The following is a 26,521-nucleotide window of genomic DNA, read 5'->3' on the forward strand; positions in this document are numbered from 1 at the left end:
GGATTGTTAGGTGAGTTGATTAACCTAACAATGCGCAAGGACGCATAAATAAAGTAGTAGATAGAAAACGAATCATTGGAAGGTCCTCCTTGCTATTTGATGAAATTTCAGCGGGAATTTATCAGTAAATTTGGCGGACAGCAAATGATTGATAACGGTTGAGCAAAATGATTCAACTCCCATGGTTGGCAAAGAACCTTTGTCGAAACTCGCTGATTTTCGCTTGATAGAGAGTCTGCCATTCAGCGTCGGTTAGCCCGGAATAATCAGATCTTCTTTGTTGTGAGAGCCGACTTTCTAGCTGATTGAGTTCGATGTGGTAGTCTCGCACTCTATTTTGCTGTGTCGTCACTTGACGCTCCCTGTTTCGAATATCCTCTCTCTGATGTGGCGACAAATAGGTACGTTCAAGCTCAGCAATAAAGGTGCTTTTTTTATCTTTACTCATACTGTCTGGTAATGAACTCAACGCTTTTTCGAACTTCGCTACATCGGTGTATAAGCCTAAATCATGTTCTTGGGATGCTTCCAAAAGTGCCTCAAACGCCTCACGATATTGCGCTGGACTTTCTTGTGACAGGTCTTGCTGCTTTAGTTGGAAATCATAAGCCGCAAATTCATCGCTCAACAAAACCTCTGCCCACTCGCCCCAAACAAGTTTAGCTTGGTGTTTAAAATGAGCGATACGTGATGTTAGTGACTGATTGCTCTCAAAGACCAAAATGCCAAGCCTTTGCTGCCAAAGACGACTGAGCTCAGGGTAGTTTTTTGTAAGCTCAAAGTAATCTGGGGCCATGATTTGCTTTAAGGCGTTAAGGTTGTCTTCGCAGTTACTCAGAGACAAGCAGCTGCGCCAGAAGGACTCGAGTGTCTCAACTAGCTTTTTACCTTTATAAGATGGAAGCTGATGAGCATAATGTTCAAGGCTGGTAGTTAGCCTATCTTGTTTTTTCGTCTTTGGTATTGCAGATCCGCCCGTAGTGACTTTACTCGTTGAATCAGTAATCAGAACGGCATTGTCTGTGTCTTTTTCTGCCCTTTCTGGGGTCGCGTCTTGCACTTGGGGTGGGTTAATACTGCTAATACACAGCATCACTGTGCCCGCCAAAATGACGGACACAGTTAATAAGACCAGGCGCTTCATGGCTTAATCGCCGCCGCAACTGGGAAATGATCCGACAGGTTGTAGTGCTTCCACAAGCTATCGTCGGTTGAGCGGGGTATATCGACTCGATTGTCATTAGAGGTTCGCTGACCAAATTCGTTACTCACCATGACGTAATCGAGGTATTCGATGTTTTCCCCACCAGATAACGCCTCGCCCGCAAAGTCATTAATACGAGGATCAAATGTCGATTCAGTGTAGCCAGAATACATTGGCTCGATGGCACTTAAATTAGCAATCATCTGTTGGTAATCATCTGGGAATTTGCGCTTGTTAACATTGAAGTCTCCGCTGTAGACCACGGTCTCGTGAGCGGGAATATTTAATGAATGCGCGAGTGCCTTCATTTGTTGAAACTGCTTTTGCCTAAATGCACGCGCTGTGTCCGTGTCAAACGAAGCGGTGTGCGTAGCAAAGACATGGTATGCCTCACCACCTTTAATGATCTCGGCATAATTGACTCCTTTGTCGGCGAAGCAGTCAGTGCCAGAGCAGTCAGGAAACACATATTGTGCCTCGTTAACGATAGGGTAGCGGCTGACAATGATGACGCCACCGTCGTAGATGTTGATGCCTTCCTTATCTAGCATCTTAGTTTGGTAGGGGTACTCTTTTGCCAACTCTCGCAGAAAGGCATCTCGGCCACTAGCAAATACTTCTTGGAGTGCAAGCACATCATAGCCCTTGACGTAGTTGGGTAGCAGTTCGTAGCGATCGCCTATGTGTGAAGCGATAGCTGGAAGCGCCCAAATGTTGTACGTCATCAGCTTTAGGTTTTTGTCGTTGCTGTCGATGGTTTCATCAACTTTTTTTGGGGTGATGGTGTAGTACAAATCGTCGTAACGGGCCGTCTTGACTGACTTAAACGCGAGTTCTGTACCTCTATCAAAGGCGTCGGTAGCTTTTCTGTGTATATCGCGATCATCTTTTAGTTCTAGATCGACATCCGCTGAAGAGACACCATATTCAATGGTGGAATTGTACCAATGTCCCTTCATCACTTGGCTGAGAGTGACGCTCTCACCCGTTGGATTAGAAACCACAGTCTCAAACTGATAGGTGTGATTGGATTTTACTCCTTCCCAGCGATTGAAACTAAGCACTGCCTTGGTCTCCCAAGGACCCAGTGTTTGCACATGTTGTTGCCATTCTTCACCGTAATTAAGCTCGGAGGTTCCCTGGTGTTGTACTTGAATGGTCAGTGGCTGAGCGGAGTTATTCGTAAGGTAGACATCGGTATCTGCAACGCTTGGTAGCGCGAGTAAGCTACCAAATAAGAAGATTAACTTGTTGTAATTCATTTTGATATCCGTGGTTTAGGGTGGAGTAATTATTCTTATTTATCTGTATGACTTGCACGTTAAATCCGTATGACAATAGTTGCTTATTGGTTGAATGTGATCATTTCAAATGACGTTGATATGCAAATGTGGGCACAAATTCACATTTTTTAAAATCCACTTTGGCGACCTAAAATTTGCTCTACTACGCTGATCGACTCATCGGAGGTCTGACAAGGAAGGCAATAATGAAACACATATCACTGCTTATTTTGTGTGCGGCAATAGCCCTCAACGGCCAAGCAAAACTGTTTGGTCATCAGTCCGGGTATACACAAACCAAATACCCCATAGTCTTGGTTCATGGGCTATTTGGTTTTGATTCCTTAGCAGGTTTTGACTACTTCTATGGCATCCCGCAAACGCTAAGTAAAGATGGAGCCACAGTGTTCGTCGCGCAGATTTCAGCGACCAACAGCTCGGAAGTTCGAGGTGAGCAGTTACTTACTCAGGTAGAGAATGTACTGGCAGTCACTGGCGCGGAAAAGGTCAATCTTATTGGACATAGTCATGGTGCGCCTACTGCTAGATATGTTGCTTCGGTAGCACCGGAAATGGTGGCCTCCGTGACCAGTGTCGGTGGTGTTAACAAGGGCTCTAAAGTGGCAGATCTGGTGCGCAGTACCGTCCCTGAAGGCTCTGCTGCGGAAGCAGTTGCGGTAAAACTAGCGGGTGGGTTGACCACACTGATTGGTTTGCTCTCTGGTGGCTCCGATTTACCTCAAGACGGACTGAGCTCACTTGAAGCGCTCACAACAGAGGGGTCACTGGTTTTTAATGCCCATTATCCAGAAGGTGTACCGACTTCAACCTGCGGCGATGGTGACTGGCAAGCTGATAATGGTGTTTATTATTACTCTTGGACAGGCACCTCAACCTACACCAATGTACTCGACCCCGCCGACCCGGCAATGCTCATCTTAGGGTTAGCCTTTGATGAACCTAATGATGGTCTTGTGGGTCAATGCAGCACTCATTTGGGCAAGGTGATTGGCGATGATTATAAGATGAATCACCTTGATGAAATTAATGGTCTGCTCGGGATTCACCACTTATTTGAAACCGACCCGAAAACCTTATACCGACAGCATGCGAATCGACTTCAGCTTCAGGGGCTCTAGCCATGCGAATGACAACCAAAGTGCTGATGTTATTGTCCGTTGTTAGCCTTGCTGTTGCGGGCGCTTGGATTTGGACTGAAACCCACGATAGCTCGGAGCTGCCAGTACAGGCCTCCTCGCAACAGGATACTCAAGTCGATCAGGGGTCACTTCGTGACACCTTCGATTACTTTTTGTCTGATGCTAGTCAAACTGACGTTAAGACAATCAAGCAAAGGTTTGAACATTACAGCGACAACTCTACTGGAATGGACTCTGTACTGTTTAAGAAATTCATCCGATACAAAGCCGAATTGGCAGATCTGGGGGCAACGGAAGACTTCAATGCTCTTCATCAGCAAATCTTGGCACTTCAAGCGCGCTTTTTTACCGTTGAGGAGCAACAACGCTTATTTGCAGAAGAAAACCAAATGCGAGAGCTTGCACTTAGGCAAAAAGAGCTAAAACAGATAGCGCAGAGCCCAGAGGAGTACCAGCAGATGTGGCAACAAGAATTAGCGCAACTCTCCCCAGAGCTACAGAAAAGCTATCACAACGCAAACTTACTGACCGCGCTGAATGAGATAAACTCTATGGATGAGCAAAGTCAGTTCTTAGTTCGCGAGTCATTAGTTGGTACTGAAGCGAGCCAAAGGTTGGCGGCATTGGATGAGAAACGGGCACAGTTTGAGCGAAGCGTTCAAAGCTATATGCTGGCGCGAGCTGAGATCATTGAGAATGAGTCATTGTCGGAGTATGACCGAGAGCAAGCCATTGCAGAACTTAGAGAGCCTTTGTTTGATAGCCGCCAGATCCGTCGAATCGAAGCGCTGGAGCGAATTTACGATCAAAACCGTGCATTGACACCCTGACGAGGAGAGCTAGTGCGGTATAAAGCGCGCAATACCGAGGGGTAAGCGCGCTTTTAAACGAGTTAAGGCTTAGCCTTTCGCCTTAAATGTGACTTGGTATTCACCAAAGCCTTCGTACTGAATCGTTGTTGGCTTATCGAATGCCACCTCAACAATGCCACAGTAAGAGCCCGTGATGATCGCTTCGCCAGCTTGGAAGTCAACACCACGACGTGTCATTGTGTTGATCAGCCAGTAGATTGGCGTTTGGGCGAGTTTATTTGGATGCTCACCTGCGAAGGTTTGTACATCGTCGCCTTGAGAAACCGCAATGTTGATATTTGCTGCATCGAACGCTTTGTCACGAGGGAGTTCAGGACCAATGAACAGACCTTGGTTGACTAGACAGTCAGCCAGCTTTTCATAGAATTCAGCGCCACTGTCGTCAGCAAAACGCGACTGCATCAACTCTAGCGCCATGTGGCAAGAGCCAATCGCGTCGTTGATCTGCTCTTCACTGTAGCCTTCAGGGTTAGCCGGTAGGGCTTTGTTCAGTACGAATGCGATCTCTGGCTCAACACGCGCCACGTTGTTGTCTGCAAAAAGCTCACAGACTTCGCCAGTCTGCACACTACCAGCAAAGATCGGCGCAACAACAAACTTATCATCTGCCAAAGGAAGCAGACACTTCCAACCACCCACTTTGTCACTGTGGATATCAATCATTGAAGATTGGATTTGCAGTGCATCGTCGAGAGTTTTCGGGCGTTGTGTCTCGTCAAGACGCGGCGCTTTAGTACCCGCCACACGGCGACCTAGCAGCTCAGAGGCAGCTTGCTTAAAAGTATTTGTCATATTATATCACCTATATAAGTTTGAAATGATGATAGCTGATTTTCACACAAATAAATAGCTAGAGAGAACGCTGAATGAGACGCCCATCACTCGTTGGTAGCAGTTTGGGAAACACCTGACAGCTTTTCTCTGAAGTCCGCGCGCTTTGTTCTTATAAACTCAATAAACAACTGCGATTTAAGCGGCAGGTGACGTTTGTCCGGGTAGACTAGCAGCATGGTTCTATCTTGCGGAACCCAGTGTTCAAGCAGAATCTCTACGTCCTGGCTTAGTAGCTCATCACGTAGCAGAGAGTACGGTAGATAGCAGATGCCAGCATTGTTGAGCATGAGTGCTTTCGCTACGTTGAAATCATCTGAAACGATATCGGACTGATTGTTGATCTCCACTTCCTCCCCTTTATAAGAAAATCGCCATGGCAGGAAGTAACCGTCTACATGATTTCGAATACAGGGCAGCTGATAAAGATCGAGGGGGTGGGAGGGCTTTCCGTATTTAGCGCAGAATGACTTTGACGCTGCGAGCACATATTTCACTGGAGAGAGTGTCAATGCCACAAGGTTTGAGTCATGAAGCGGACCAAGTCGAAAGGCAAAATCGATACTTTGCTTGGTGAGATCCTGAAAGCGGTTCGAAGACGCAAGGTTAAGGCGGATCGTCGGATAACGCGCTCGAAACTCTGCCAGCATTGGTGCGAGGATATCTTGGCTTAGCGCCTTTGGTGCCGAAATCGTTAAGGTGCCAATGGGCTGATTTGCCATCTCTTCGGCATCGCTATACAGCTCAGTGACGGTATCAGCAATCAGCTGAGCCTTGGGCAGCACCTGTGTACCGAGCTCTGTTAGTGACAGTGAGCGGGTTGAGCGGTTCAGTAACTTCCCACCAAGGTCGTGTTCGAGTTGCTGAATCTTTCGACTGACCGTCGTCGTGGGGACACTTAATTGTCTTGCTGCCTCGGCAAAGCTTTTCAGTTCCACAACTTTAGCGAACAAAGGCAGCGCAGAAAGCTCTTTCATTTCAATATGACTCTTATTATCCCAAATAAGGGATAGTAAAGTTCATTTTAACCCTCTAATCAATATTTATGGGCTTAGCTATAGTAAATCCATATCAAGGCAGCGTGCTGCTCATCGGGTAAAACTGACACAAGAACCAAGGGGTTGATGATGGAAATTTTAGTACTAGGCGCAACAGGTAACACGGGCTCAGAAGTGGTTAAACAGCTAAAAGAGGCGGGCGCCGATTTCGGTATCATGGCACGCAGCGCTGACGCCGCAAATAAGCTAGACCTTAACCCCAACCAAGTTCGCGTCAGCAACTACGATGATGTTGAGGCAATGACTCAGGCTCTAGAGGGAGTGAAGAAGATTTATGTGGCGATGCCTGCTCACCCTAGTAATCAGCAGTGGATTGAGAACACGGTAGCTGCCGCAAAAGCAGCAGGTGTTGAGCTTATTGTTAAGCTTTCTGGTATGGGGGCGAGAGCGGACGCTGGCTCTGAGATCATCCGAACTCACGTTTTAACTGACAATATCGTTAAGGCGTCAGGTATTGCTTATACCATTGTTCAGCCGAACTCTTTTTTCCAAAACCTGTTTGGCAGCCTGCCAACGATAAATGCGTTGGGGCAGTTCTTTTTACCTCTGGCGCAAGCGAAGCAGAGCGTCATTGATATTCGCGATGTGGCCTCTGTCATTGTGACCGCATTAACTCAATCTGGACATGAAAACCAAACCTACCTTATTTCAGGTCCAGAGGCGCTGACATTTGCTGAGCAGGCGGCGATTCTGACAGAAGTTTCTGGCAAGCAGATTGACTATATCGCAGTGCCTCAAGAGGCTGCTGAGTCAGCAATGAAAGGGGCGGGTATGGATAACTGGACAGCTGAGAAACTCGCAGAAATTATGGCTTGGTTTGGAGAGGGGCACTACGCATCGGTTACCGATACGGTGGAGCGAGTGACTGGCAACAAGCCGAGAACGTTTAGAGCGTTTGCAGAAGAGTTTTCTGCGGTGATCGAAAAATAAGTAAGAAGGAGAGCCTCGGCTCTCCTTCCTCGTTTAACAGTGATACCTTGTCGATATTAGTTGTTTGTTGCTGTTTTCACGACTTTTTCTTCCACTGAGTCATCGACAGCTTTAACGAGTAGTAAGCCAACACCCAGCACGATGGCACCACACAACACAAAGGTCATTCGTCCCCAAAGTGGGTTTGGCAAGGCAAACATTGCGATAACGCCGATACCTGATACCGCAATCAATGAGCCCAGCATTTTACGCTGTTTGTTATCCAGCTTTTTCTGCTCAGTGGAGTCGCTGACTAGTGGAGTTGCCAAGTTATTGAAGAACTTATCGACATCTTTTTGACGTTGCTCTTCAAGCGGTTTGTAGAACAATGTAGTTAGACAGAAGAACCCAGCTGTAATTACCATGTGTGCGACCAAGCCAATAGCGACTTTTGCGTCTGCCCACTCACGTTTTGTTAGCTCATTTAGACCAAACCAGGCTTCAATGTGGTCGGCGGTAATCATAAAGCCAACAATGTAAGAAACGATGGCACCAACCAATAGCGTGCCCCAGCCAGCCCAGTCAGGCGTTTTCTTGACGAAGAAACCGCAGAATGCAGGGATGGTCATCGGGAAGCTGATTAATGCGCCCACGTACATCATGGTATCGAACAGGCTTAATCCTTTTAGAGAGTTGATGAACAGCGCAATCAAAATGATGACTAAGCCAAATACGGCTGATGTTGCTTTAGAGACAAACATCAGCTCTCTTTCTGTCGCATTTGGGCGCAAGATAGGCTGGTAGAAGTTCATCACAAAGATGCCTGAGTTACGGTTTAAGCCTGAGTCCATCGAAGACATGGTCGCAGCGAACATGGCCGCGATAAGTAGACCCACCATTCCAACTGGCATGTATTTTTCTACGAAGTATAGGTAGGCAAAGTCACCTGCTTTTTTACCTGCATCAGGGTATTGGGCAGCAAGATCAACACCTTGTCCGGCAATAAACCAAGAAGGCATAAACCAAATAACAGGGCCCATGGTCATCAACACACACGCTAGTAGCGCCGCTTTTTTAGCGTTTTTCGAGTCTTTTGCTGCTAGGTAACGGTACGAGTTGAGCATGTTGTTAGTGATACTGAACTGTTTCAGGAAGATACAGAATGCCCAGATACTAAAGATGCCTAGATAGTTTAGGTTGTTACCAGAAACAAATGATGCCCCTTCTTGTACTGGGAAGTTATCGATAATTTCACCAACACCACCGCCATGAATCACCGCGACGACAGCACAGGTAATGGTTACAGCCATGATGATAACCATCTGCATGAAGTCAGATGCGATAACCGCCCAAGAGCCGCCACTTACTGACATGACTAGCACAACGAGACCGGTCAACACAATCGTTGTTGTCATATCAAACCCGAAGATACCCGAAGCAATGATCGCTAGACCATTTAACCAGATACCAGCTGAGATAACGCTGTTCGGCATTGAAGACCAAGTGAAAACTTGCTCGTTTTTGGAGCCAAAGCGCATGCGAATCGCATCGATTGGTGTAACAACGCGCAGTTGGCGAAACTTAGGGGCGAAGTACAAGTAGTTCATCAGATAACCAAATGCGTTTGCGACAAAGATGATCGCAACAGCAAAGCCATCTGAGTATGCTTTGCCCGCTGCCCCGGTAAATGTCCAAGCACTGAACTGGGTCATGAATGCGGTAGCACCTACCATCCACCAAAGCATGTTACCGCCCCCGCGAAAGTAGTCACTGGTTGTGCTGGTAAATGTGCGGAACATCCAACCGATAGCGATTAGAAAAAGAAAGTAGATGCCGACAATAAAAGTATTGAGTTCCATCTTGGGTAATCTCACGTTCGTTGATATATGTCGACATCATATCTAGAGTTATTTTTAATTGTAGTATTATATTTTAATTGTGTGATGGTATAAAAAAATATAGAAAATTTAATATTAACGATAAGTAAATGGTGAAAATTAAAGTATATGAGCGGTTGGGGTTTAATCTTTATAAAACAGATGTTTATGATTATTTAAGTCAATGGTTTGATATTGTTTATAAGAGAAATTTGTCGTTATGGAAAGAAAGTTTAGTTGCATAGAAATAAAAGGAGTGTGTAGGAATAAAACTGCTATTTATATTCGAACTTTTATAAGTAAATATATTCTCATCAAATGAGAATATATTTACTGAAGGATTATGAAATGAATAACTTAGTCTAGAATTACGTTATTTTACGAGCTTGGAGACATACGGCACATTGCGCAGCTTATCTTGCCAAGGTAAGCCGTAACCGACGAGTAGGTCGTCATTTTCCATTTCATAAGCGTAAAGCTGAGGGAAGGGGATATCGACTCTGCCTGGCTTGACAAACAAAGTGGCAATGGACAACGTTTTTGGTTGATAGTGAGTCGACAAATACTCGACCAGACGTTTCATAGTACCGCCAGACTCAATGGCATCGTCAATGACGATAACATCTTTGCCTTCAATCTCGATATTTTGGTGATAAACGATCTTGGACTGATTGTTTCGATCGCCTGGTGTATGTGGGCATGAGATCGTATCCATTCTAACTTCAATTTCCAGCTGTCTGACTAGGTCGGCAGTAAATAAGATGCCTCCCGGTACAACAGAGATGACGACCACCTCTTCAAACTGTTGATTGATAAGCTCAGCAACTTTCTTTGTGCCAGCTTGTATCTGCGCTTCACTCAAAACGAGCTCGCCTAAATGCCGATTACGCATAGTTTTTCTCCGTTAAGCCGCGATTCCAATAATGCGGCGTGTCTGTGACTATCCACATCCTAGCACTCGGTATAGAAGCGGACGAGTGAGTTGTTACCTGCTTCGCATAGAAATGATGAGTACTTCTCAACTCTCTAGTCTTTGACCTCGACCTACGCGCTAGCGCTCCCAAGAAGGCGGGCTTCCAAACTTGTCGATGAGGTAATCTATAAATAGACGCACTTTTGGGCTCAGTGCGTTTGCTTTAGGGTAAACAAGCCATATGGAGGTGTTATCTTCTACTTCATAGTTAGGCAATACTTGTACGAGCTTTCCAGCCTTTAAATCATGATAGACGCTCCAATAGGCGTTCATTGAGATGCCTATTCCAGCAGCTGTAGCTATTCGCATACTAGTACCATCGTCGCAAATTAGCCGTATCTTGCTGTTATCAGGAGGAAACATGGCGCTATTGTCCCTGTTGCTGTGTAACTTTCTCGGTTTGGCGTCTTTGAACATGATGATGTCATGATTGATAAGCGAGGTTGGCTCTCCGGGCATCCCTTTTCGAGAAAGATAGTCTGGTGATGCGCAGAGTATGCGGCGATCATCAGCAAGCTTTCGAGCGCGCAAGCCGCTGTCTTTGATAGCACTATTTCTTAGCGCCAGATCGATACCATGCTCGATAATATTTAACTCTTTGTCACCAAGTTTGAGGTCAATAGTGATGTTAGGATTGCGGTCAAGAAACTCAGGCAAAATGGGAACGATATAAAGCTGAGCAAACGTGCTTGAGACGGCAAAGCGAATGGTCCCAGAAGCGTCATCTGGATCCTTACCGATTACATTCAAGGCTGCATCGTGTTGCTTTAATATCTCTCTGGCGTACGGAAGAAACTGCTCGCCTTGGGTGGAAAGTGTGATTTTTCGGGTAGAGCGATGGAATAAGTCAGCGCCTATCTGGTTTTCTAATTTAGATAAGCGAGAGCTTGCAATCGCGGGGGCGAGCCCTAGCGATTTTCCCGCGGCGCTGATGTTGAGCACCTCCGCGACCTTGATAAACAGTCGCAGGCTCTCTGTTTCCATAGATCCTGTTTCCTAAGTATTTGAACGCAATGACCTAGTAGTTTAGAAGCAAAGTATAGTCCAACAATTACCCGAAAATACCGAATTCTAAATCATGAAATGGCGCCTAATCCTTTTGGGTAGTCTTTCCTACGCTTTGGTTGTTTCCAAAACAAACCAACTTCTCGGTTTGATTAATTCGGTTGGAACAGGATAAGAGGGATAGACCATGGAATACAAAAACTTCACGACATTCTCAGTAGAAATCGACAATGGCATTGCTTGGGTGACGATTGATTACCCGCCAGTGAATGTACAAGGGCAAGAAATGTTGGCTGACTTAAGTAGCCTTGCCTTGCGCCTCGAACGCGATAGAGAGGTAAAGGTCGTGGTGTTTCAGTCGGCGAATCCAGATATTTGGGTTTGTCATTACGACACCAATTTGCTTCGCGATATGTCAATGGATACGGTACCACGAGACGAAGCTAAGCTATTGGATCTTCAAGCAGTGTTGGAACGAATCAGTAAGCTGCCTCAAGCAACTATTGCCAAAATTGAAGGCTTTGCCCGAGGCGGCGGTCATGAGTTCGCACTGGCGTGCGACATGAGATTTGCTGCTCGAGGTAAATACAAGTTTATGCAGATGGAAGTCGCAATGGGGATCTTGCCTTGTGGTGGCGGTGCTTCACGCATGGCTCGCCAAGTAGGCTTAGGACGTGCGCTCGAAATAATCTTGAGTGCCCGAGATTTTGATGCCGACGAGGCAGAAGCGTACGGAACCATCAACAAAGCGTTAGAGCCGGACGAGATTGGGGAGTACGTGGAAAATCTCGCGCGCCGTATTGCTCAGTTCCCAGCCGAATCCATTAACGCTTGTAAACAGACCGTTTATGAATCTATTGATAAGCCCATCGATGATGCACTTAAGGCTGAGGCTTACTGGCTATACCAAGCGACGAGTAAAACGGCGGCGATCAAGCGTTTTACCTGGGCAGATGAGCAAGGGGCACAGTTCGACCTTGAAAATCAGAAGAATTGGGAGAAATTGGTCATCGACATCCAAGATATTAAAAATGAAGACTAAAGCTGCAAAGGTAGAAACAGAGCAGGCAGGCCGAGTGGTCTGCCTTCTCTGTTTGCTGTCCCATCCCCTATAAAACTGTGATACTTTCTTGTCTCCAACGCAGATTCATTGAATTGTTTTAGGTGTCATACATATGGAAAAAATCTATTTTGCTGGTGGCTGCTTGTGGGGAGTGCAGGAGTTTATGCGTCACTTGCCAGGTGTGATTAACACTCAAGCAGGCCGAGCCAATGGCACAACCGACAATACAAAAACTGACTACGACGGGTATGCCGAGTGTGTGTTGACCGAGTTCGACCCTGAGCAAGTCTCTGTTGAGCAGCTCATGGATTTCTTCTTTGAGATCATCGACCCGTATAGCCTTAACAAACAAGGTGAAGATGTGGGGACGAAATACCGCACTGGAGTTTACAGTGTGAATCCTCAGCACTTAAAGCTTGTCGAGCAGTATATTGCAGCTCGCCCAGACGCAGAAAAAATCGTGGTTGAGGTGTTGCCGCTTAGCAATTACGTCAAGAGTGATGAAGAGCATCAAGACAGATTAACCTTGCGTCCAGACGACTATTGCCACATCTCTAAAAATCTACTTCACAAATACAAGCGATAAACACGCGTCATTTTTGCTATCCGATTACTTTGGCGCGTTTCTTTGTGAAGGGTCGCGCTGAAATGCCTGAATGAGTGTATTTGGGTCTAGATTTTCACGTTGCTGCTTAGCTCCCTCTGCCCACCAAACCAGCTGAGCCATGGTTCGATCCATATAGCTGTCCCACTCATTCTGAGCTTCATCGCTATTTGCACAGCCCTCCTCATCAAACACCTTAGCGGCGTTTGGAATATGGATCATGGCAGAAACTGGCAGACATCCAAGCTCTGAGAGGAAAGTTCGCATCGAAACAGCAGCTCTGGCTCCGCCCCATTGACCCGCAGAATAAGTGACGATAGCACTCGGCTTGTAAGAAAATAGTGAACTGCCGAAATGATTGAGAAGGTGCGCTAAAGCAGGGCTCATAGAATGATTGTACTCGGGTGAGACCATCACGTAGCCATCCGCTTCAGCGATTTTGTCGGCTAGCTGTTTCAGGTCAGCCGGAACCTGTTTACGACTATAGGCAAACTCGGGTTTGAAAATCTCCCCAAGGTCGAGATCTAGCGGATCGATGATCTCTACTTCGTGTTCTGGATAGACTTTTTTCAGAAGAGATTCGCAGGCAAGACTCACTCTGGCACCAAGCCGAGCAGGGCGCGGGGGTGTACTCTCGCGAACAGAACCGAGAAAGACCAAGAATTTCATACGACAGATTCCTTATATCTAAGTGCTTATCGAGTATACAAAAAAAGGGGCGATATGCCCCTTTTGAAATGATGTGGATTGCTAGCTCGCTTTCACTAGATTATCAGTCACAAACGTGCGGTTTCGTACTACTAGCCACAACACGCCTCCCACAATACCGATACACAGCTGAATCATTCCTAAGTTGGCAATTAATGACTCTGGTCGGATTGAGACAAGAACCATTCCGATAGACCCGCAGATCATGGCGAAGAACTGAATCAGGGCGACCGCAGAGCCAGTGTCTTTGTCTTGTTGATCGAGCATTAAGTTGGTTGCCGGTACGCGCATCATGATCACCATGAGTGTTGCAGGTGCGGCAAGCAAGGCGAATGCCCATGGCGAAGTGTCACCAAAGGTCAGTGTCATTACGCCTACCGCGACTAACACTGCAAAGCACCCAGAGATAACGTTCTGCACTGCAATGTGACGAGACAGCTTCATATAGATAGTCGGTCCAAAAGACGCGACGATGGCATTAAATGAGAAGAAGTAGCTAAATTGCTGTTCTGTCAAACCAAAGCCATTAATGTAGATATAAGAGCCTGCCGCGAGAAAGCCCATGAGCGCCATTGGTGCGATAGAGAAAATGCACAATAGAATTACAAAACGCGGGTTTCTAATCACCACACCAAGGCGGGTCCAGGAGCGGACTAATGAGCCCGTGTAACGAGTCTCGAGCGTTTCTTTATAGCAAAATGCGAGGATAGAGGCACAGGCACCAAAGACAGCAAGGGTGACGAACATCATGCGCCACGAGGCAATTTGCAGCAAGAATGCACCGAGTACGGGAGCGACCATAGGGGCAATGATAACCAGCGACATGATGGTGGCCATAATCCGCTCACGCTCGCGTCCGTCAAACAGGTCTTTGACTACGGATGTCGAGACAACGGTAATGGCACTACCCGCAAATGCTTGTAGGACGCGAGCTGCAATAAGATGCTCGATATCATTGGACATTGCACAGGCAATGCTCGCTAGCATATAGCCCCCAATACCGGTCAGTAATATGGGTTTTCGCCCAAATTTTTCACTCAGCGGTCCCCAGAAAAGTAGACCAAGCGCATAGGTAACGAAATAGCTGCTTAGCGTCAGGTTAACCATGGATTCTGTGGTATCAAAGATGTCCACCATAGTCGGCAAGGCTGGCAAATAGAGGTCAATCGTTAGTGGTGGGAATGCACTAATAATGACGAGAAAAAATAGCGTGCCTTTTTGCCCGAGGATGGGTTGGGTTTGTTTCAAGTTGTTCTCCTATAAACCGGGTTAGTAGCTCAGGTTGTTGTTGACGCGTTCTAATAACACTTTGAGAGTGTCCGCTTCGTCGTCAGAAAATCCTGTGAGCATTTCTGTCATCATTTCCATTTCAACTTGGTCGAGTCGTTTGAGCAGTTTTTCACCTTTCTCACTCAGAGTAAGCTGAACCGAACGTCGATCGCTTGGGCTACTTTCTTTAATGATCAAGTCTTGTCTATGCAGTCTTGCAATGATTCTGGCGATCTGTGCTTTGTCACGATTCATTGATTCCACTAAGGCTTGTTGAGAGGCTTCGCAAAGGGCACGAATATCAGACATTGCCTTGTGTTCTAGTGGAGAAAACTCGACTTTTTGTCTTGTGACTTCCGCAATCATCTTTCCACGGGTTTTCATTCTTATCTCGCGTAGCGCGTGATTGATGGCTCGATAATCTGTCATGGTGTATTCAATGGATGAATTAGTTGATCTAGTCAACAAATGGTATCGATATTGTTGATTAAGTCAACTAATACTTCTCAGTTCTCGCAAAAGTTTGCTGTAACTGGTGTTTGGCTGAGCGAAGGGGATTGAGGGGCTAATATATTGATTTCGAGCATATGTTTTTTGACGGGTTAAACAATTGTCGAGACCTGTGATTCATCAATTGGTCATAAAAACATCGAAAATCCGTCAAATTACTGCGATGTAATGCTGTTCAATTTGTAAATAGCTACTCGGAGAAAGGGTATGGCATTAAGCGCACCCGAGTTGTCCCTCGTGTCGGACAACAGTGAACAGTTACAGCAAGACTTTGGTCGTAAAGTTTTAGAAGTCAACGGGCTAATGAAAGCCTATCAACAAGGCAAGATGGTTTTAGATGGCATCAGCTTTGAGTTACGAGCTGGCGAGTTTGTTGCTGTAGTCGGTCGTTCTGGTGCTGGTAAGTCGACCTTGCTTCACACACTTAACGGTACGATTCCCGCAACAGGCGGAAACATCTTAAATGTGCATCGCGACCAAAGTACCGATGATGTGCTGATGATGAACCGTAAAGAGCTTCGTGAGTGGCGCACCCACTGCGGAATGATTTTTCAAGATTTCTGCTTAGTGCCTCGCCTTGATGTCATTTCGAATGTTTTGCTCGGTCGTCTAAGCCATACCTCAACACTGAAGTCATTGTTAAAAGTCTTCAGTGACAAAGACAAGGCGCAAGCGATTCAGCTGCTTAAGTGGCTGAATATGCTGCCGTACGCGTTGCAACGTGCCGAGAACTTGTCAGGTGGTCAGCAGCAACGTGTCGCGATATGCCGCGCCATGATGCAAAACCCGAAAATCCTTTTGGCTGATGAACCTGTTGCTTCTTTAGACCCGAAAAATACCGTGCGAATTATGGAAGCACTGCAAAAAGTCAGCAGTGATGGCGTTGCGGTAATGGTCAACCTTCACTCTATCGAATTAGTTCAGGAGTACTGTACTCGTGTTATTGGTCTCGCCAAAGGGCAGGTCATCTACGACGGTCACCCTTCTGGGCTCAATGATCAGGTTTTGCATCGTCTTTATGGCGACGAAATCGACCAGATCAGTTAATCAAAAAAACTAAGTGGACTATACGTTTAAGGACAAGTCATGAAAAAGCTTCTATCCCTCGGTGTTGCAGCGGCATCTGCTTTGGCATTTAACGCTCAAGCAGCGGCACCAAAAGAGATCAATCTAGGTATTCTTGGTGGTCAAAACGCAGCACAGCAGATCGGTGACAACCAGTGTGTTGCGGATTTTCTAAATGCTGAGCTAGGTGTTAAAACCAATATTCGTAACTCAAGTGACTACAACGCGGTTATTCAAGGTCTTTTGGGTGAAAAAATCGACTTGGTTATTAACATGTCGCCAAAGTCATACGCTGAGATCTATCTTAATGACCCAGAAGCGGTAGAACTAGTTGGTATCACGGTTGATAACACAGATAACTCGCGCGGTTACCACTCGGTTATCTTGGTACAGGAAGATAGCCCATATCAGTCGATTGAAGATCTTAAGGGTAAGGTGTTCTCGTTTGCCGATCCAAACTCTACTTCAGGCTTCTTGATTCCAAACAACCAGCTAGAGCAGACGCTAGGCGGCAATATGGACAACCAGTTCAACGGCTTCTTCAGCTCAGTTAACTTCTCTGGTGGCCACGAACAAGACATCGTTGGTGTACTGAACGGCCAGTTCGATGCCGCAGTAACTTGGTCTTCTATGGTTGGTGATGCGAGTAAAGGTTACAGTGCCGGCGCACTGCTTCGCTACATGGACCATGATGCAGAGCTAATGAACAAGATTCGTATCATTTGGGAATCACCACTTATTGCAAACGGTCCTACGATTGTGAGCAACCGTCTAGACCCGAAATTCAAAGACGACCTAGTGGCGGCTGTGAAGAAGCTAGATCGTGAAAATAACGACTGCTTTAGCAAAGCTGCGGGTGGCTCTCTTCACCTAGAAGAGACCAGCGTTGCTGAATACCAATCGATCATCGATCTGGTAAAAGCGACTAAGTTTGCTCAGCGCTAATCTCCTCTGTTAATCAAGCTGGCTGTTCGCAGCCGGCTTTGCTACTTCTACGGTTACTCCATGCAGTTCGAACAATACTATCAACAGGTTCGCCGTAAGCAGAAAATGGACGCTCTTATGTGGTCCTCTCTGTTTATGTTGCTCTATTTGCTTTCTGGTCACTACGCTGAGTTCAGCCTGTCGACCATCATACGTAATGCTCCAGCGTTATTTGATTACATCTACGACACTATCCCGAATTTATCATGGGACGTTCTGTTCGCCAGTCGAGATGAAAACGGACGCGCCGTGCCAGGCTCGCTCATCTACTGGGGTTATCGGCTACACATCCAGATCCCGCTGTTATGGGAAACCATAAATGTTGCGATTGCTGCCACCTTAGTGTCTTCTGTGATTGCGATTGTGTTGGCATTCTTAGCTGCCAGTAACAGCTATGCGCCTGCGCCTGTTCGCTTTGGTATTCGTTCTTTTGTGGCGTTTCTACGCACAATGCCAGAACTAGCTTGGGCGGTGATGTTCGTGATGGCTTATGGTGTGGGTACGTTCCCTGGTTTCGTCGCTCTGACGCTTCATACTATTGGCAGCTTGACCAAGCTTTTCTATGAGTCGATCGAGACGGTTTCCGACAAACCGGTTCGAGGGCTTACAGCATCAGGCGCAAGACCTATCCAACGCATTCGATTTGCATTCTGGCCACAGGTTAAACCGACGGTCCTTTCATATGTGTTCCTGAGATTTGAGATTAACTTCCGCTCGTCGACCATTCTTGGTTTAGTTGGCGCGGGAGGTATCGGACAGGAGCTAATGACAAACATTAGTCTGGGACGCAACGACCAGGTCAGTATTACGCTGCTTCTAATCATCCTGGTGGTGGCCATTATAGATACCACGTCTGGCGTACTGAGGAAGAAAGTCATCAATGGAGACAGCCAATGACTGAAATGACCCTTGAGCAAATCAAACAAGAAAACAAAGCCATTTTTGATAAACAGCGTCGTTACTTAACGGTTGTTGCCGCGAGCGTCGCTGCGGTTGTTCTCTATTATTTGGTGTTTTTCCACTTCTTTGGTGTGTCGTCTCAGCAATTTGAGATGGGTAACAGCAAGATCATGAGCTACTTCTTACACATGTTTGTGTGGCGCGACTTCTGGGATTGGCCATTTGGTTACTACTTCAAGCAAATTGGTATTACGCTAGCGATCGTGTTCGGTGGTACGCTAACGGCCTCGTTAGTTGCTCTGCCGCTTTCATTCTTGGCTGCTCGCAATGTGATGACAGGACCGTTTCGACTGATTGCCATCATGATGCGCCGTATCTTTGATGTTTTGCGTGGTATCGATATGGCGATATGGGGGATGATCTTTGTTCGTGCAGTGGGTCTTGGCCCACTTGCCGGTGTGATGGCGGTGTTTATCCAGGATCTAGGTCTGTTTGGTAAACTCTACGCAGAAAGCCACGAAGCGGCTGATAAAAAGCCATCACGCGGTTTAACAGCAATGGGTGCCAATAACCTGCAGAAACATCGATTCGGTATCTTTACTCAATCATTTCCGACTTTCTTGGCGTTGAGCCTATATCAGCTTGAGTCAAATACTCGCTCGGCTGCGGTTCTTGGCTTTGTAGGTGCTGGTGGTATTGGTCTGGTCTATGCTGAGAACATGCGACTATGGAACTGGGATGTGGTGACCTTTATCACCCTAGTGCTTGTCGCCATTATCATGGGACTAGATAAGGTCTCTAGCGTCCTAAGACAAAAATACATAGTGGGTGAAAACATCGCCTTGTACACCCCGACTAAATAAGCTTTTGGGCGCTGACGTCAAGGTCTTAGTTTCAAGGTCTTAGTTTCAAGGTCTTAGTTTCAAGGTCTTAGCTTCAAGGTACTAATTTCAAAGCCAGCAACGTGACATGCTGGCTTTTTGATTATTGGAGAGGCGACCTCCTGTAAGCCTCTTTAGCTCTTAAAACTTTTTTCATCACCTGAGTGCCCGCTCAATCAAAAATACCCCCCTAAAAGTGGCCGAATGACCCCTTAAAATGGCGATTTTTGGGTGTCTTAAAGTGCTGTTTTTAAAGGTTTTGTTTTTGTCGATTCCAATGTCGTCAGATGCTAGTCTTCAACCATGCGAACTAGAAGATAAAATCCATGAAAGACAAAATTTTTGAACACCATGATTTCAGCCATCACGATCTCTCAGGGGAAATTTTCGAGAACTGCCAATTCTACCAGTGTGACTTTTCTCGCGCCGACCTCTCAGAAGCTCGCTTTGAGCGCTGCAAGTTTATTGAACCCTTGGATTTAGAGGGGTGTCATTTTCAATACACCAATTTGAAAGATGCCAGCTTTAAGCACTGTCAAATGGCGATGTGCAACTTTGAAGGGGCGGACTGCTTTGGTATCGAGTTTAGAGAGTGTGACCTGAAGGGTGCTAACTTTGTGAGAGCACGCTTTGCCAACCAAGTGAGTCATACCATGTACTTCTGCTCGGCTTACATCACCGGATGCAACCTGTCCTACACCAATTTCGAGCGCATAATCATCGAGAAATGCGATTTGTTTGAGAATCGTTGGATAGGTGCAAACTTGCAAGGCGCGTCTTTTCGCGAATCGGATTTAAGTCGTGGTGTTTTTTCTTCTGATGCTTGGCCACAGTTCCGATTTCAGGGCGCCGATTTATGCCATGTTGAACTTGAAGGATTAGACCCAAGACGGGTTGATCTGACCGGTGTTAAGATTTGTGATTGGCAGCAGGCACAGCTATTAGAACCACTAGGTTTAATTGTGATGCCTGCCTAAATTAGACGATGCCATAGCCGGAGAAAACAATAGATTCGCTACAATTTATAAAATGCAGTCAACACAAGGATGTGTCATGAATAAAATCATAGTAGTGGGGCTAACGGCTGCGCTGTTGGTCGGCTGTGGAGAGCCGAAGAGCCAGCAAGAGGACAGGTTGGCGATTACACAACAAAATGTGTCGGGCGCTTGGCAGTGTGATTACAAGCTGACGGAGATCAAAACTAAGGTGTATGTAGCTTACGGTGATAATGGTGAGTTTAGCGGACGGGTATTTTTGAATTTTCCTATAGCGACGGGTAAAGGTGCTGCTCGAGTAGAGTTGATCACCAGCGGTCACTGGTCATTGCAAGGGTCGACGATAACGGAAGAGTTTGAAGTGCTGGCATTGGACAGCAACAGTTCATCTGGGCATGAACTCTCAGAAACGATACAAAAGGAATTAAACGATATTCAACTGCTTAGCACAGAGGTTTCAGTATTAACGGAGAGTTCTATGGTACTTGTTGATGCGAAAGGAGAGGAGACACGCTGTCATCGTAGGCAAGTCTAGAAAAATAAAAAAACGCCCAGTTAAAATACTGGGCGTTTGCTTTTATGGTTTGTGTTTGATTAGGACTAGTACCCCATCAACTGCAGCAAGTTCTCTGCGGTACTGATTGCCTCTTTACGATTGGCAATGTTGAGCTTTTGATACAGGTTACGAATGTGAGTCTTAATCGTTGTGCCTGCTACATCCAGTTCTTGAGCAATCTGTTCATTGCTAAAACCAGAGTATATCAAACCAAGAACCTGCCACTCACGCTGGGTTAGCGGGCTAGTACGTACTAACTCAGGGATGTTCGGGTGGTTGACCAGCTTTTCAACAAACTCTTCGTTAAAGTGCACTGAGCGACTACGCTGAGTGGTGTTGATGTCTTTCATCAGCAATTGAGCGCGGTGACGCTCGAGATCACCCAAGTCAGACTTTGAAACCAAGTTAGCAAGCAAGTGGCCAATGGTAGCGCCATCAATGAGGAAGTTACCGATCATGCCTGTCTGGTTAGTAAGTACTAACGCTTCTTTCAGGAGTTCTTTCGCTTTCTCTTCGTTACGGTTGTGGACGTTGAGAATCGCTTCGACGATAAGGTTGCGATTACGATCAGTTACGAGCTGATGCTGTTTCGCTTCTTTATCGAGGAAGTCGAGCGTAACCTGAGCTTGCTCGTACTGACCAAGGTTTATTTGCGCTCTAGCAATGTTACGCCATTGCAATTGAGAGAAGTGGTTACACGCTTCTTCTGGTCTAGTCGCGGTTTCTAGCCACTGCTCAATCGATTCAATGTCGTTTCTCGCTTGCCAGTATAGAAGCAGTGATAGAGATGCGTTCGCGGTCCAATCAACGTGGTAAGTCGATTGCTTCATTAGGTGCTGGATCTGCTCAATGACTTTTGAAGCTTTGTCTAGCTCACCTCGACCAATCGCGATGCGTGCAATCATAGAGTAGCTGTGTAGGTGTTTACTTGGGTCGATGTTACCGAGCACATCGATGCCCTTGTACGCACACTCTTCCGCTTCATCGAGGCGGTTCCAACACCAGAGTACTTGCGCTCGAACTCGGAGCAAGAACTCGTGCATAGGTACTTGATGCAGTTGTTGTTCTTCAATCAGTTTGAAGGCACTTTCTTGGATCTCAAACGCCGCTTGAACATAGCCTTGTGCGATCAGGATTTCACTTTGCTGCAACTGAGCCCATAGCGCCTGATGGTAGACATGGTATTGCCTCGCTAGTTTCTCAGTTTGCTGCATCATTGACAGCGCACGGCTGAGGTTGCCGATGACGTGGTTGACCTCACCGACAACAGAGGTCGCCACAATTCGGCTGCGATACTCAGAATGATCTAGCTCGCTTAGCGCGAGTTCTGCAAGCTCAATCGCCTTGTCAGGAGAGTTCTGGTTAATAGCAACTTGTGCGCGTAACGCGTGGAACTCGCCTTCCTCTTTTGCGGTCAGTTTGACTTTGCGATCCGCCATTTCAGCGTCGGCTTTTGCAATAAGTTCACCGACATCATTATATCTGTGCTGGCTTTGAGCAAGCCAAGCTTGCAGCATGCAGAGCTTAGGTTGGCTATAGAGCTGGTCAGCAGAGAGTACATCAATCGCGTCTTCAAGCGTTGCTAGCTCACCGTGGTTGAACATCTTCCAACCAAACTCAAGCAGTATTTCAGCCACTAAGTCGTTGTTATTCGCAAGGCGAGCGTGACGAAGGGCTTGGTGTGGGACTTTTTGCTGCAGCCATGCGTTTGCAGCAGCTAGATGCAGCTCATGCTCTTGCTGAGGAATACGCGCTTTACGCTCATGAGATAAGAACTCTGCAAATAGGTTGTGGAACCTAAACCAGTTGTTCTCACCTTCAAGTGGGTAAATAAATAAACCAAAGCGGTTTAGCGATTCGATCATACTAAGCGCGTCGTCACGTTTGGTCAGTGCGGTGACCAAGCTGTCGTTAAAGTGATCGAGTACTGAACACTGCATCAGGAAGTGGCGAGTCTCTTTATCAAGAAGGTCGAAGACCTCTTCCACGAGGTAGTCCCAAAGGTGCGCATGGTTGAACTGAGACATGGTTTCTACTGACTGCGCCAGGGTGCGTTTTTGATGCTGGGCCTGCAATGCAAAAAGCTGCAGAGCAGAAGGCCAACCCTCAACATAGGTGCGCAGTGAGTTAGCGGTTTCATTGTCAATTTCACTGGCCAGTCGCTGACTAAAGAAACGCGTTGTTTCTTCGGTATCGAATGCTAAAAGCTCATTGCCAATTTCAATCATCAGATCGCGTACGCGCAAATTCGCCGTCCCCAGTGGCGGATTTCCACGACTTGTCACCACTAGCGTGATGTTGTCTGGCATGTGCTTAAGGAAGAAGCGCATTGCTTCATGAATTTCTTCGTCAGTAATCAGGTGGTAGTCATCTAGGACGATGTAGCACTCGTGATGATAGCTAGTCAGTTCGGCAAACACTTCGCTAAAGAGAGAATGCAGCGATGAGAACTGTCGACGTTCTGCCAGCTTTTGTGCGTTAGGACAGGTGTTGTTGGTGGCCTTATTGATGGCCTGCAGCAAGTAGTTAACGAAACGGAACGGGTCATTGTCGCTTTCGTCGATGCTGTACCAACCTACATGTGGTTTATCCGATAGCCATTGAGCGGCCATGGTCGTTTTACCGTAACCTGCAGGCGAGCGAAAAAGAACAAGTTTATAAAAGGGAGCCTGTGCAAGCAGATCTAATACTCGAGGGCGAACGATGGCGTTGTGCAAGCGGCCTGGTCGAGTCAGTTTTGAAGGAATCCACATAAGATATTTCCTACTAATTATTGTTTCTACTCCTCAAGGAGGAGGGAGCGTTTACCACAGCTTTATAGAGCAGCCTCGATGTTATGAAACAGTAGGTTATACAGTGTTTGATCGAGCGCTAGATTTTAATTATTGCGTGTCCCACACCCCAACTACGCCTCATATATGTGAAGTTCGTCACTTATTGGTACGCATTCGAAAGGGTATTGGTCAGCCATGTATACAAAATTTCAGATTTTTTGGGGGCTTTTTTACGGCTAACTGTGATCTCAACAGCAATTTTTGTATTTAGTCACCGATGCGATAGTAAATGTTTCTTCGATAGCGCTTAGATTAAAAACTGAGCTTGGCGTGATCGCTATCACCAGAAAAAACCGAATCCAATATCGGAATGGGACATCGATCACTTAGTGAAGGGGAGTACGCCCCCTACGCCCTCCTCACTCATCCTTCAGGGAGTCGGACTTAGGAGGATGTTTATGGATACGTCACCATGCACGATATGTGACAGATGGATAAAACTTGAAAGTGAGATTTCGTAATGAAACCTGCGCAACAGAAAAAATTTGATAAAGCTTCTTTCCAAGAAAGTGTTAAGAAACACCTATCAGCAACTTACGCAACGACAGTAGAAACTGCGACTTCGCGTCAGTGGTATCTAGCAATGGGCCGTGCGCTTGCTGAGCTAACGACTTTTGACCTGCTTGAAACTGAAGCGGATGAGCGCATTAAGAGCGCAAAAAGCGTTAACTACCTATCTCTAGAATTTCTAATTGGTCGTCTAACCGGTAACAACCTAATCAGCATGGGTCTTTACGAGCAAGTAACTGACGCAATGGCTGAGCTAGGTCACAACCTAACTGACCTTCTAGAAGAAGAGCGTGACCCATCACTAGGTAACGGTGGTCTAGGTCGTCTAGCAGCATGTTTCATGGATTCATGTGCCGCTCAAGAATTCCCAACTGTAGGCTACGGTCTTCACTACGAATACGGTCTATTCAAGCAATCTTTCGAAGATGGTCGTCAAAAAGAAGCTCCAGATGCATGGCGCGGTGTTGAAGGCTACCCATGGGAAGTAGCTCGTCCAGAACTCGCACAAGAGATCGGTTTCTTTGGTCACGTTGAAGTTGTAAACGTAGGTGGCAAAGAAGTTCGTAAGTGGGTTCCAGGCATGACGGTTAAAGCAATGCCTTGGGATCTTCCAATTGTTGGTTACGAATCTGACACGGTATATCCGCTGCGTCTTTGGGAATGTCAAGCAATCGCACCATTCTCTCTAGAAAGCTTCAACAACGGTGACTACTTCGAAGCACAGCACGCGCTAATCGATGCGGGTAACATCACTAAGGTTCTATACCCGAACGACAACCACGAGAAAGGTAAGACACTGCGTCTAATGCAGCAGTACTTCCACTCAGCAGCGTCTGTACGCGATATTCTACGTCGTCACGAGGCTGCAGGTTACACGCTGGCGGATCTTCCTAAGCAAGAAACTATTCAGCTTAACGACACGCACCCAACAATCGCTATCCCTGAACTAATGCGCATCCTTCTTGATGAGAAAGGTTTGAGCTGGGATGACGCGTGGGCGATTTCTTCCAAGACTTTCGCGTACACAAACCACACGCTACTTCCAGAAGCACTAGAGACTTGGTCTGAGTCGCTAATCCAGCGTCTACTTCCACGTCACATGGAAATCATCTTTGAAATCAACCACCGCTTCCTACAAGAAGTACGTGCAATGTGGCCTGGTGACGGTGAGAAGCAAGCTAAGCTTTCTATCATCCAAGAAGGTTTCCACCGCATGGTTCGTATGGCTAACCTGTGTGTTATCGGTTCATACGCAGTAAACGGTGTAGCAGCACTTCACTCTGAGCTAGTGAAAGCAGACCTATTCCCTGAGTTCCATGAGATGTACCCAACTCGTCTACACAACGTAACGAACGGTATCACGCCACGTCGTTGGTTGAAGTTCTGTAACCCAGGTCTTTCTAAGCTAATCACTGAAAAAGTGGGCCCAGAATGGCCAGCGAAACTAGAGCAGCTAGAAGGCATTGCTGAATACGCAACAGACGCGAAATTCCAAAAAGAATTCATGGCTGTTAAGAAAGAAAACAAACAGCGTCTAGCTGATTGGGTTCTGGAAAACATGGGTATCGAGCTAGACACAAATGCTATCTTTGATGTAATGATCAAGCGCCTGCACGAGTACAAGCGTCAGCAGCTAGATTTGCTACACGTGTTGTCTCTATACCACCGCCTATTGAATGACCCAACATTTGATATGGCTCCACGTGTTGTCTTCTTCGGTTCTAAAGCGGCACCTGGCTACCACCTAGCGAAAGAGATCATCTTTGCGATTAACAAGGTTGCTGAGAAAGTAAACAACGACCCACGCCTAGGCGGTAAGCTGAAAGTGGTATTCATCCCTGACTACCGTGTAAGCATGGCTGAAATGTTGATTCCAGCTGCTGACGTTTCTCAGCAAATCTCTATGGCAGGTAAAGAAGCATCAGGTACAGGTAACATGAAGATGGCTCTTAACGGCGCACTTACTATCGGTACGATGGATGGTGCTAACGTTGAGATCCGTGAAGAAGTCGGTGACGAGAACATCTACATCTTCGGTCTTGATGTTGATGGTGTGAAACGCACGCAAGCTGCAGGTTACAACCCATACGACTACTACAACGCTGACCCACTATTGAAAGCATCTCTAGATCTACTACTAGGTGATGAGTTCACTCCAGGTCAACCAGGTCTACTACGTGCAACGTACGACAGCCTACTTGACGGTGGTGACCCATACCTATGTCTAGCTGACTTCGCATCTTACGTGAAAGCGCACGAAGACATGAACAAACAGTACCAAGACCAAGCTGGTTGGGCTAAGAAAGCGATTCTTAACACCGCATTGGTTGGTAAGTTCACATCAGACCGCTCAATTCGCGATTACGTGAACAACATTTGGAAACTAGAATCAGTTTCTCGTTAATAAATAAAATTAAGGTACCTCAGTTCCTTTAGGGACAGAGGTACCTTGGCTTTTTACTTTAAAATT

At 46.5% G+C, this 26,521-nt stretch carries 23 protein-coding genes; 12 read left to right on the forward strand and 11 right to left on the reverse strand.

What is annotated here, in order from left to right:
- Positions 1-172: 172 nt before the first annotated feature.
- Both J4N45_RS19100 and J4N45_RS19105 read right to left on the reverse strand, forming a co-directional pair.
- On the reverse strand, positions 173-1,144 hold the full coding sequence (locus J4N45_RS19100; protein WP_252016066.1) for a hypothetical protein: 972 nt from the start codon (positions 1,142-1,144) through the stop codon (positions 173-175).
- Positions 1,141-2,466 carry a sphingomyelin phosphodiesterase gene (locus J4N45_RS19105; protein ID WP_252016068.1) on the reverse strand — a complete coding sequence of 442 codons (1,326 nt, stop codon included), beginning with the start codon at positions 2,464-2,466 and terminating at the stop codon, positions 1,141-1,143. Before J4N45_RS19105 ends, J4N45_RS19100 begins: the two co-directional genes overlap by 4 nt.
- A 227-nt stretch (positions 2,467-2,693) precedes the next feature.
- Between J4N45_RS19105 and J4N45_RS19110 the strand changes: the two genes are divergently transcribed.
- Positions 2,694-3,626, forward strand: coding sequence for a lipase family alpha/beta hydrolase (locus J4N45_RS19110; RefSeq protein ID WP_252016070.1), 933 nt, complete (start codon positions 2,694-2,696; stop codon positions 3,624-3,626).
- A 2-nt stretch (positions 3,627-3,628) separates the two neighbouring features.
- Positions 3,629-4,477, forward strand: a complete 849-nt coding sequence (locus tag J4N45_RS19115; protein WP_252016072.1) for a lipase secretion chaperone — start codon at positions 3,629-3,631, stop codon at positions 4,475-4,477.
- Positions 4,478-4,546: 69 nt separating this feature from the next.
- Here J4N45_RS19115 and J4N45_RS19120 read toward each other — a convergent pair whose 3' ends face one another.
- Positions 4,547-5,311, reverse strand: coding sequence for a hydratase (locus tag J4N45_RS19120; RefSeq protein WP_252016074.1), 765 nt, complete (start codon positions 5,309-5,311; stop codon positions 4,547-4,549).
- A gap of 86 nt (positions 5,312-5,397) precedes the next feature.
- Entirely contained in the window at positions 5,398-6,327 is a 930-nt protein-coding gene (locus J4N45_RS19125) for a LysR family transcriptional regulator (protein ID WP_252016076.1), read from the reverse strand.
- Positions 6,328-6,477: 150 nt separating this feature from the next.
- Between J4N45_RS19125 and J4N45_RS19130 the strand changes: the two genes are divergently transcribed.
- Entirely contained in the window at positions 6,478-7,338 is an 861-nt protein-coding gene (locus J4N45_RS19130; protein ID WP_252016078.1) for an SDR family oxidoreductase, read from the forward strand.
- A gap of 56 nt (positions 7,339-7,394) precedes the next feature.
- Here the strand turns inward: J4N45_RS19130 and J4N45_RS19135 are convergent, their stop codons facing one another.
- The 3 genes from J4N45_RS19135 to J4N45_RS19145 all read right to left on the reverse strand — a co-directional run bounded on the left by J4N45_RS19135 (position 7,395) and on the right by J4N45_RS19145 (position 11,151).
- Complete coding sequence (locus tag J4N45_RS19135) at positions 7,395-9,176, reverse strand: sodium:solute symporter family protein (protein WP_252016080.1); 1,782 nt, start codon at positions 9,174-9,176, stop codon at positions 7,395-7,397.
- 391 nt (positions 9,177-9,567) lie between these two features.
- Entirely contained in the window at positions 9,568-10,086 is a 519-nt protein-coding gene (locus J4N45_RS19140) for a phosphoribosyltransferase (protein ID WP_252016082.1), read from the reverse strand.
- Positions 10,087-10,245: 159 nt separating this feature from the next.
- Positions 10,246-11,151: a LysR family transcriptional regulator gene (locus J4N45_RS19145; RefSeq protein WP_252016084.1), complete on the reverse strand. Its 906-nt coding sequence runs from the start codon at positions 11,149-11,151 to the stop codon at positions 10,246-10,248.
- A 208-nt stretch (positions 11,152-11,359) separates the two neighbouring features.
- Here J4N45_RS19145 and J4N45_RS19150 point away from each other — a divergent pair, with 208 nt between their 5' ends.
- Entirely contained in the window at positions 11,360-12,214 is an 855-nt protein-coding gene (locus J4N45_RS19150) for an enoyl-CoA hydratase/isomerase family protein (RefSeq protein ID WP_042474788.1), read from the forward strand.
- Positions 12,215-12,347: 133 nt separating this feature from the next.
- A complete protein-coding gene (locus J4N45_RS19155; protein ID WP_252016086.1) occupies positions 12,348-12,821 on the forward strand; it encodes a peptide-methionine (S)-S-oxide reductase in 474 nt (157 codons plus the stop codon).
- Between the two features lie 24 nt (positions 12,822-12,845).
- On the opposite strand, the gene J4N45_RS19160 is transcribed toward J4N45_RS19155, so the two are convergent.
- From J4N45_RS19160 to J4N45_RS19170, 3 genes are all read right to left on the reverse strand, one after another.
- On the reverse strand, positions 12,846-13,508 hold the full coding sequence (locus J4N45_RS19160) for an NADPH-dependent FMN reductase (RefSeq protein ID WP_252016088.1): 663 nt from the start codon (positions 13,506-13,508) through the stop codon (positions 12,846-12,848).
- A gap of 81 nt (positions 13,509-13,589) precedes the next feature.
- Positions 13,590-14,795, reverse strand: a complete 1,206-nt coding sequence (locus J4N45_RS19165) for a multidrug effflux MFS transporter (protein ID WP_252016090.1) — start codon at positions 14,793-14,795, stop codon at positions 13,590-13,592.
- Positions 14,796-14,816: 21 nt separating this feature from the next.
- Positions 14,817-15,245 carry a MarR family winged helix-turn-helix transcriptional regulator gene (locus J4N45_RS19170; RefSeq protein ID WP_252016092.1) on the reverse strand — a complete coding sequence of 143 codons (429 nt, stop codon included), beginning with the start codon at positions 15,243-15,245 and terminating at the stop codon, positions 14,817-14,819.
- A gap of 288 nt (positions 15,246-15,533) precedes the next feature.
- Here J4N45_RS19170 and phnC point away from each other — a divergent pair, with 288 nt between their 5' ends.
- From phnC to J4N45_RS19200, 6 genes are all read left to right on the forward strand, one after another.
- Positions 15,534-16,373 carry a phosphonate ABC transporter ATP-binding protein gene (gene phnC, locus J4N45_RS19175; RefSeq protein ID WP_252016094.1) on the forward strand — a complete coding sequence of 280 codons (840 nt, stop codon included), beginning with the start codon at positions 15,534-15,536 and terminating at the stop codon, positions 16,371-16,373.
- A gap of 39 nt (positions 16,374-16,412) precedes the next feature.
- Positions 16,413-17,336, forward strand: coding sequence for a phosphonate ABC transporter substrate-binding protein (phnD, locus tag J4N45_RS19180; protein WP_252016096.1), 924 nt, complete (start codon positions 16,413-16,415; stop codon positions 17,334-17,336).
- A gap of 60 nt (positions 17,337-17,396) precedes the next feature.
- A complete protein-coding gene (gene phnE, locus J4N45_RS19185) occupies positions 17,397-18,272 on the forward strand; it encodes a phosphonate ABC transporter, permease protein PhnE (RefSeq protein ID WP_252016098.1) in 876 nt (291 codons plus the stop codon).
- Entirely contained in the window at positions 18,269-19,138 is an 870-nt protein-coding gene (gene phnE, locus J4N45_RS19190; protein ID WP_252016100.1) for a phosphonate ABC transporter, permease protein PhnE, read from the forward strand. Before phnE (J4N45_RS19185) ends, phnE (J4N45_RS19190) begins: the two co-directional genes overlap by 4 nt.
- Positions 19,139-19,482: 344 nt before the next feature.
- Positions 19,483-20,133, forward strand: a complete 651-nt coding sequence (locus J4N45_RS19195; protein WP_252016102.1) for a Qnr family pentapeptide repeat protein — start codon at positions 19,483-19,485, stop codon at positions 20,131-20,133.
- Positions 20,134-20,209: 76 nt separating this feature from the next.
- Complete coding sequence (locus tag J4N45_RS19200) at positions 20,210-20,686, forward strand: hypothetical protein (RefSeq protein ID WP_252016104.1); 477 nt, start codon at positions 20,210-20,212, stop codon at positions 20,684-20,686.
- Between the two features lie 65 nt (positions 20,687-20,751).
- Here J4N45_RS19200 and malT read toward each other — a convergent pair whose 3' ends face one another.
- The gene (gene malT, locus J4N45_RS19205) at positions 20,752-23,460 is read right to left on the reverse strand and encodes an HTH-type transcriptional regulator MalT (protein ID WP_252016106.1); all 2,709 of its coding nucleotides are present in this window, start codon (positions 23,458-23,460) and stop codon (positions 20,752-20,754) included.
- Positions 23,461-24,001: 541 nt separating this feature from the next.
- Here malT and J4N45_RS19210 point away from each other — a divergent pair.
- Positions 24,002-26,455, forward strand: a complete 2,454-nt coding sequence (locus J4N45_RS19210) for a glycogen/starch/alpha-glucan phosphorylase (protein ID WP_252016108.1) — start codon at positions 24,002-24,004, stop codon at positions 26,453-26,455.
- Positions 26,456-26,521 lie beyond the last annotated feature (66 nt).

The sequence above is a fragment of the Vibrio sp. SCSIO 43140 genome (assembly GCF_023716585.1).
In the GTDB taxonomy this organism is placed as follows: domain Bacteria; phylum Pseudomonadota; class Gammaproteobacteria; order Enterobacterales; family Vibrionaceae; genus Vibrio; species Vibrio maritimus_B.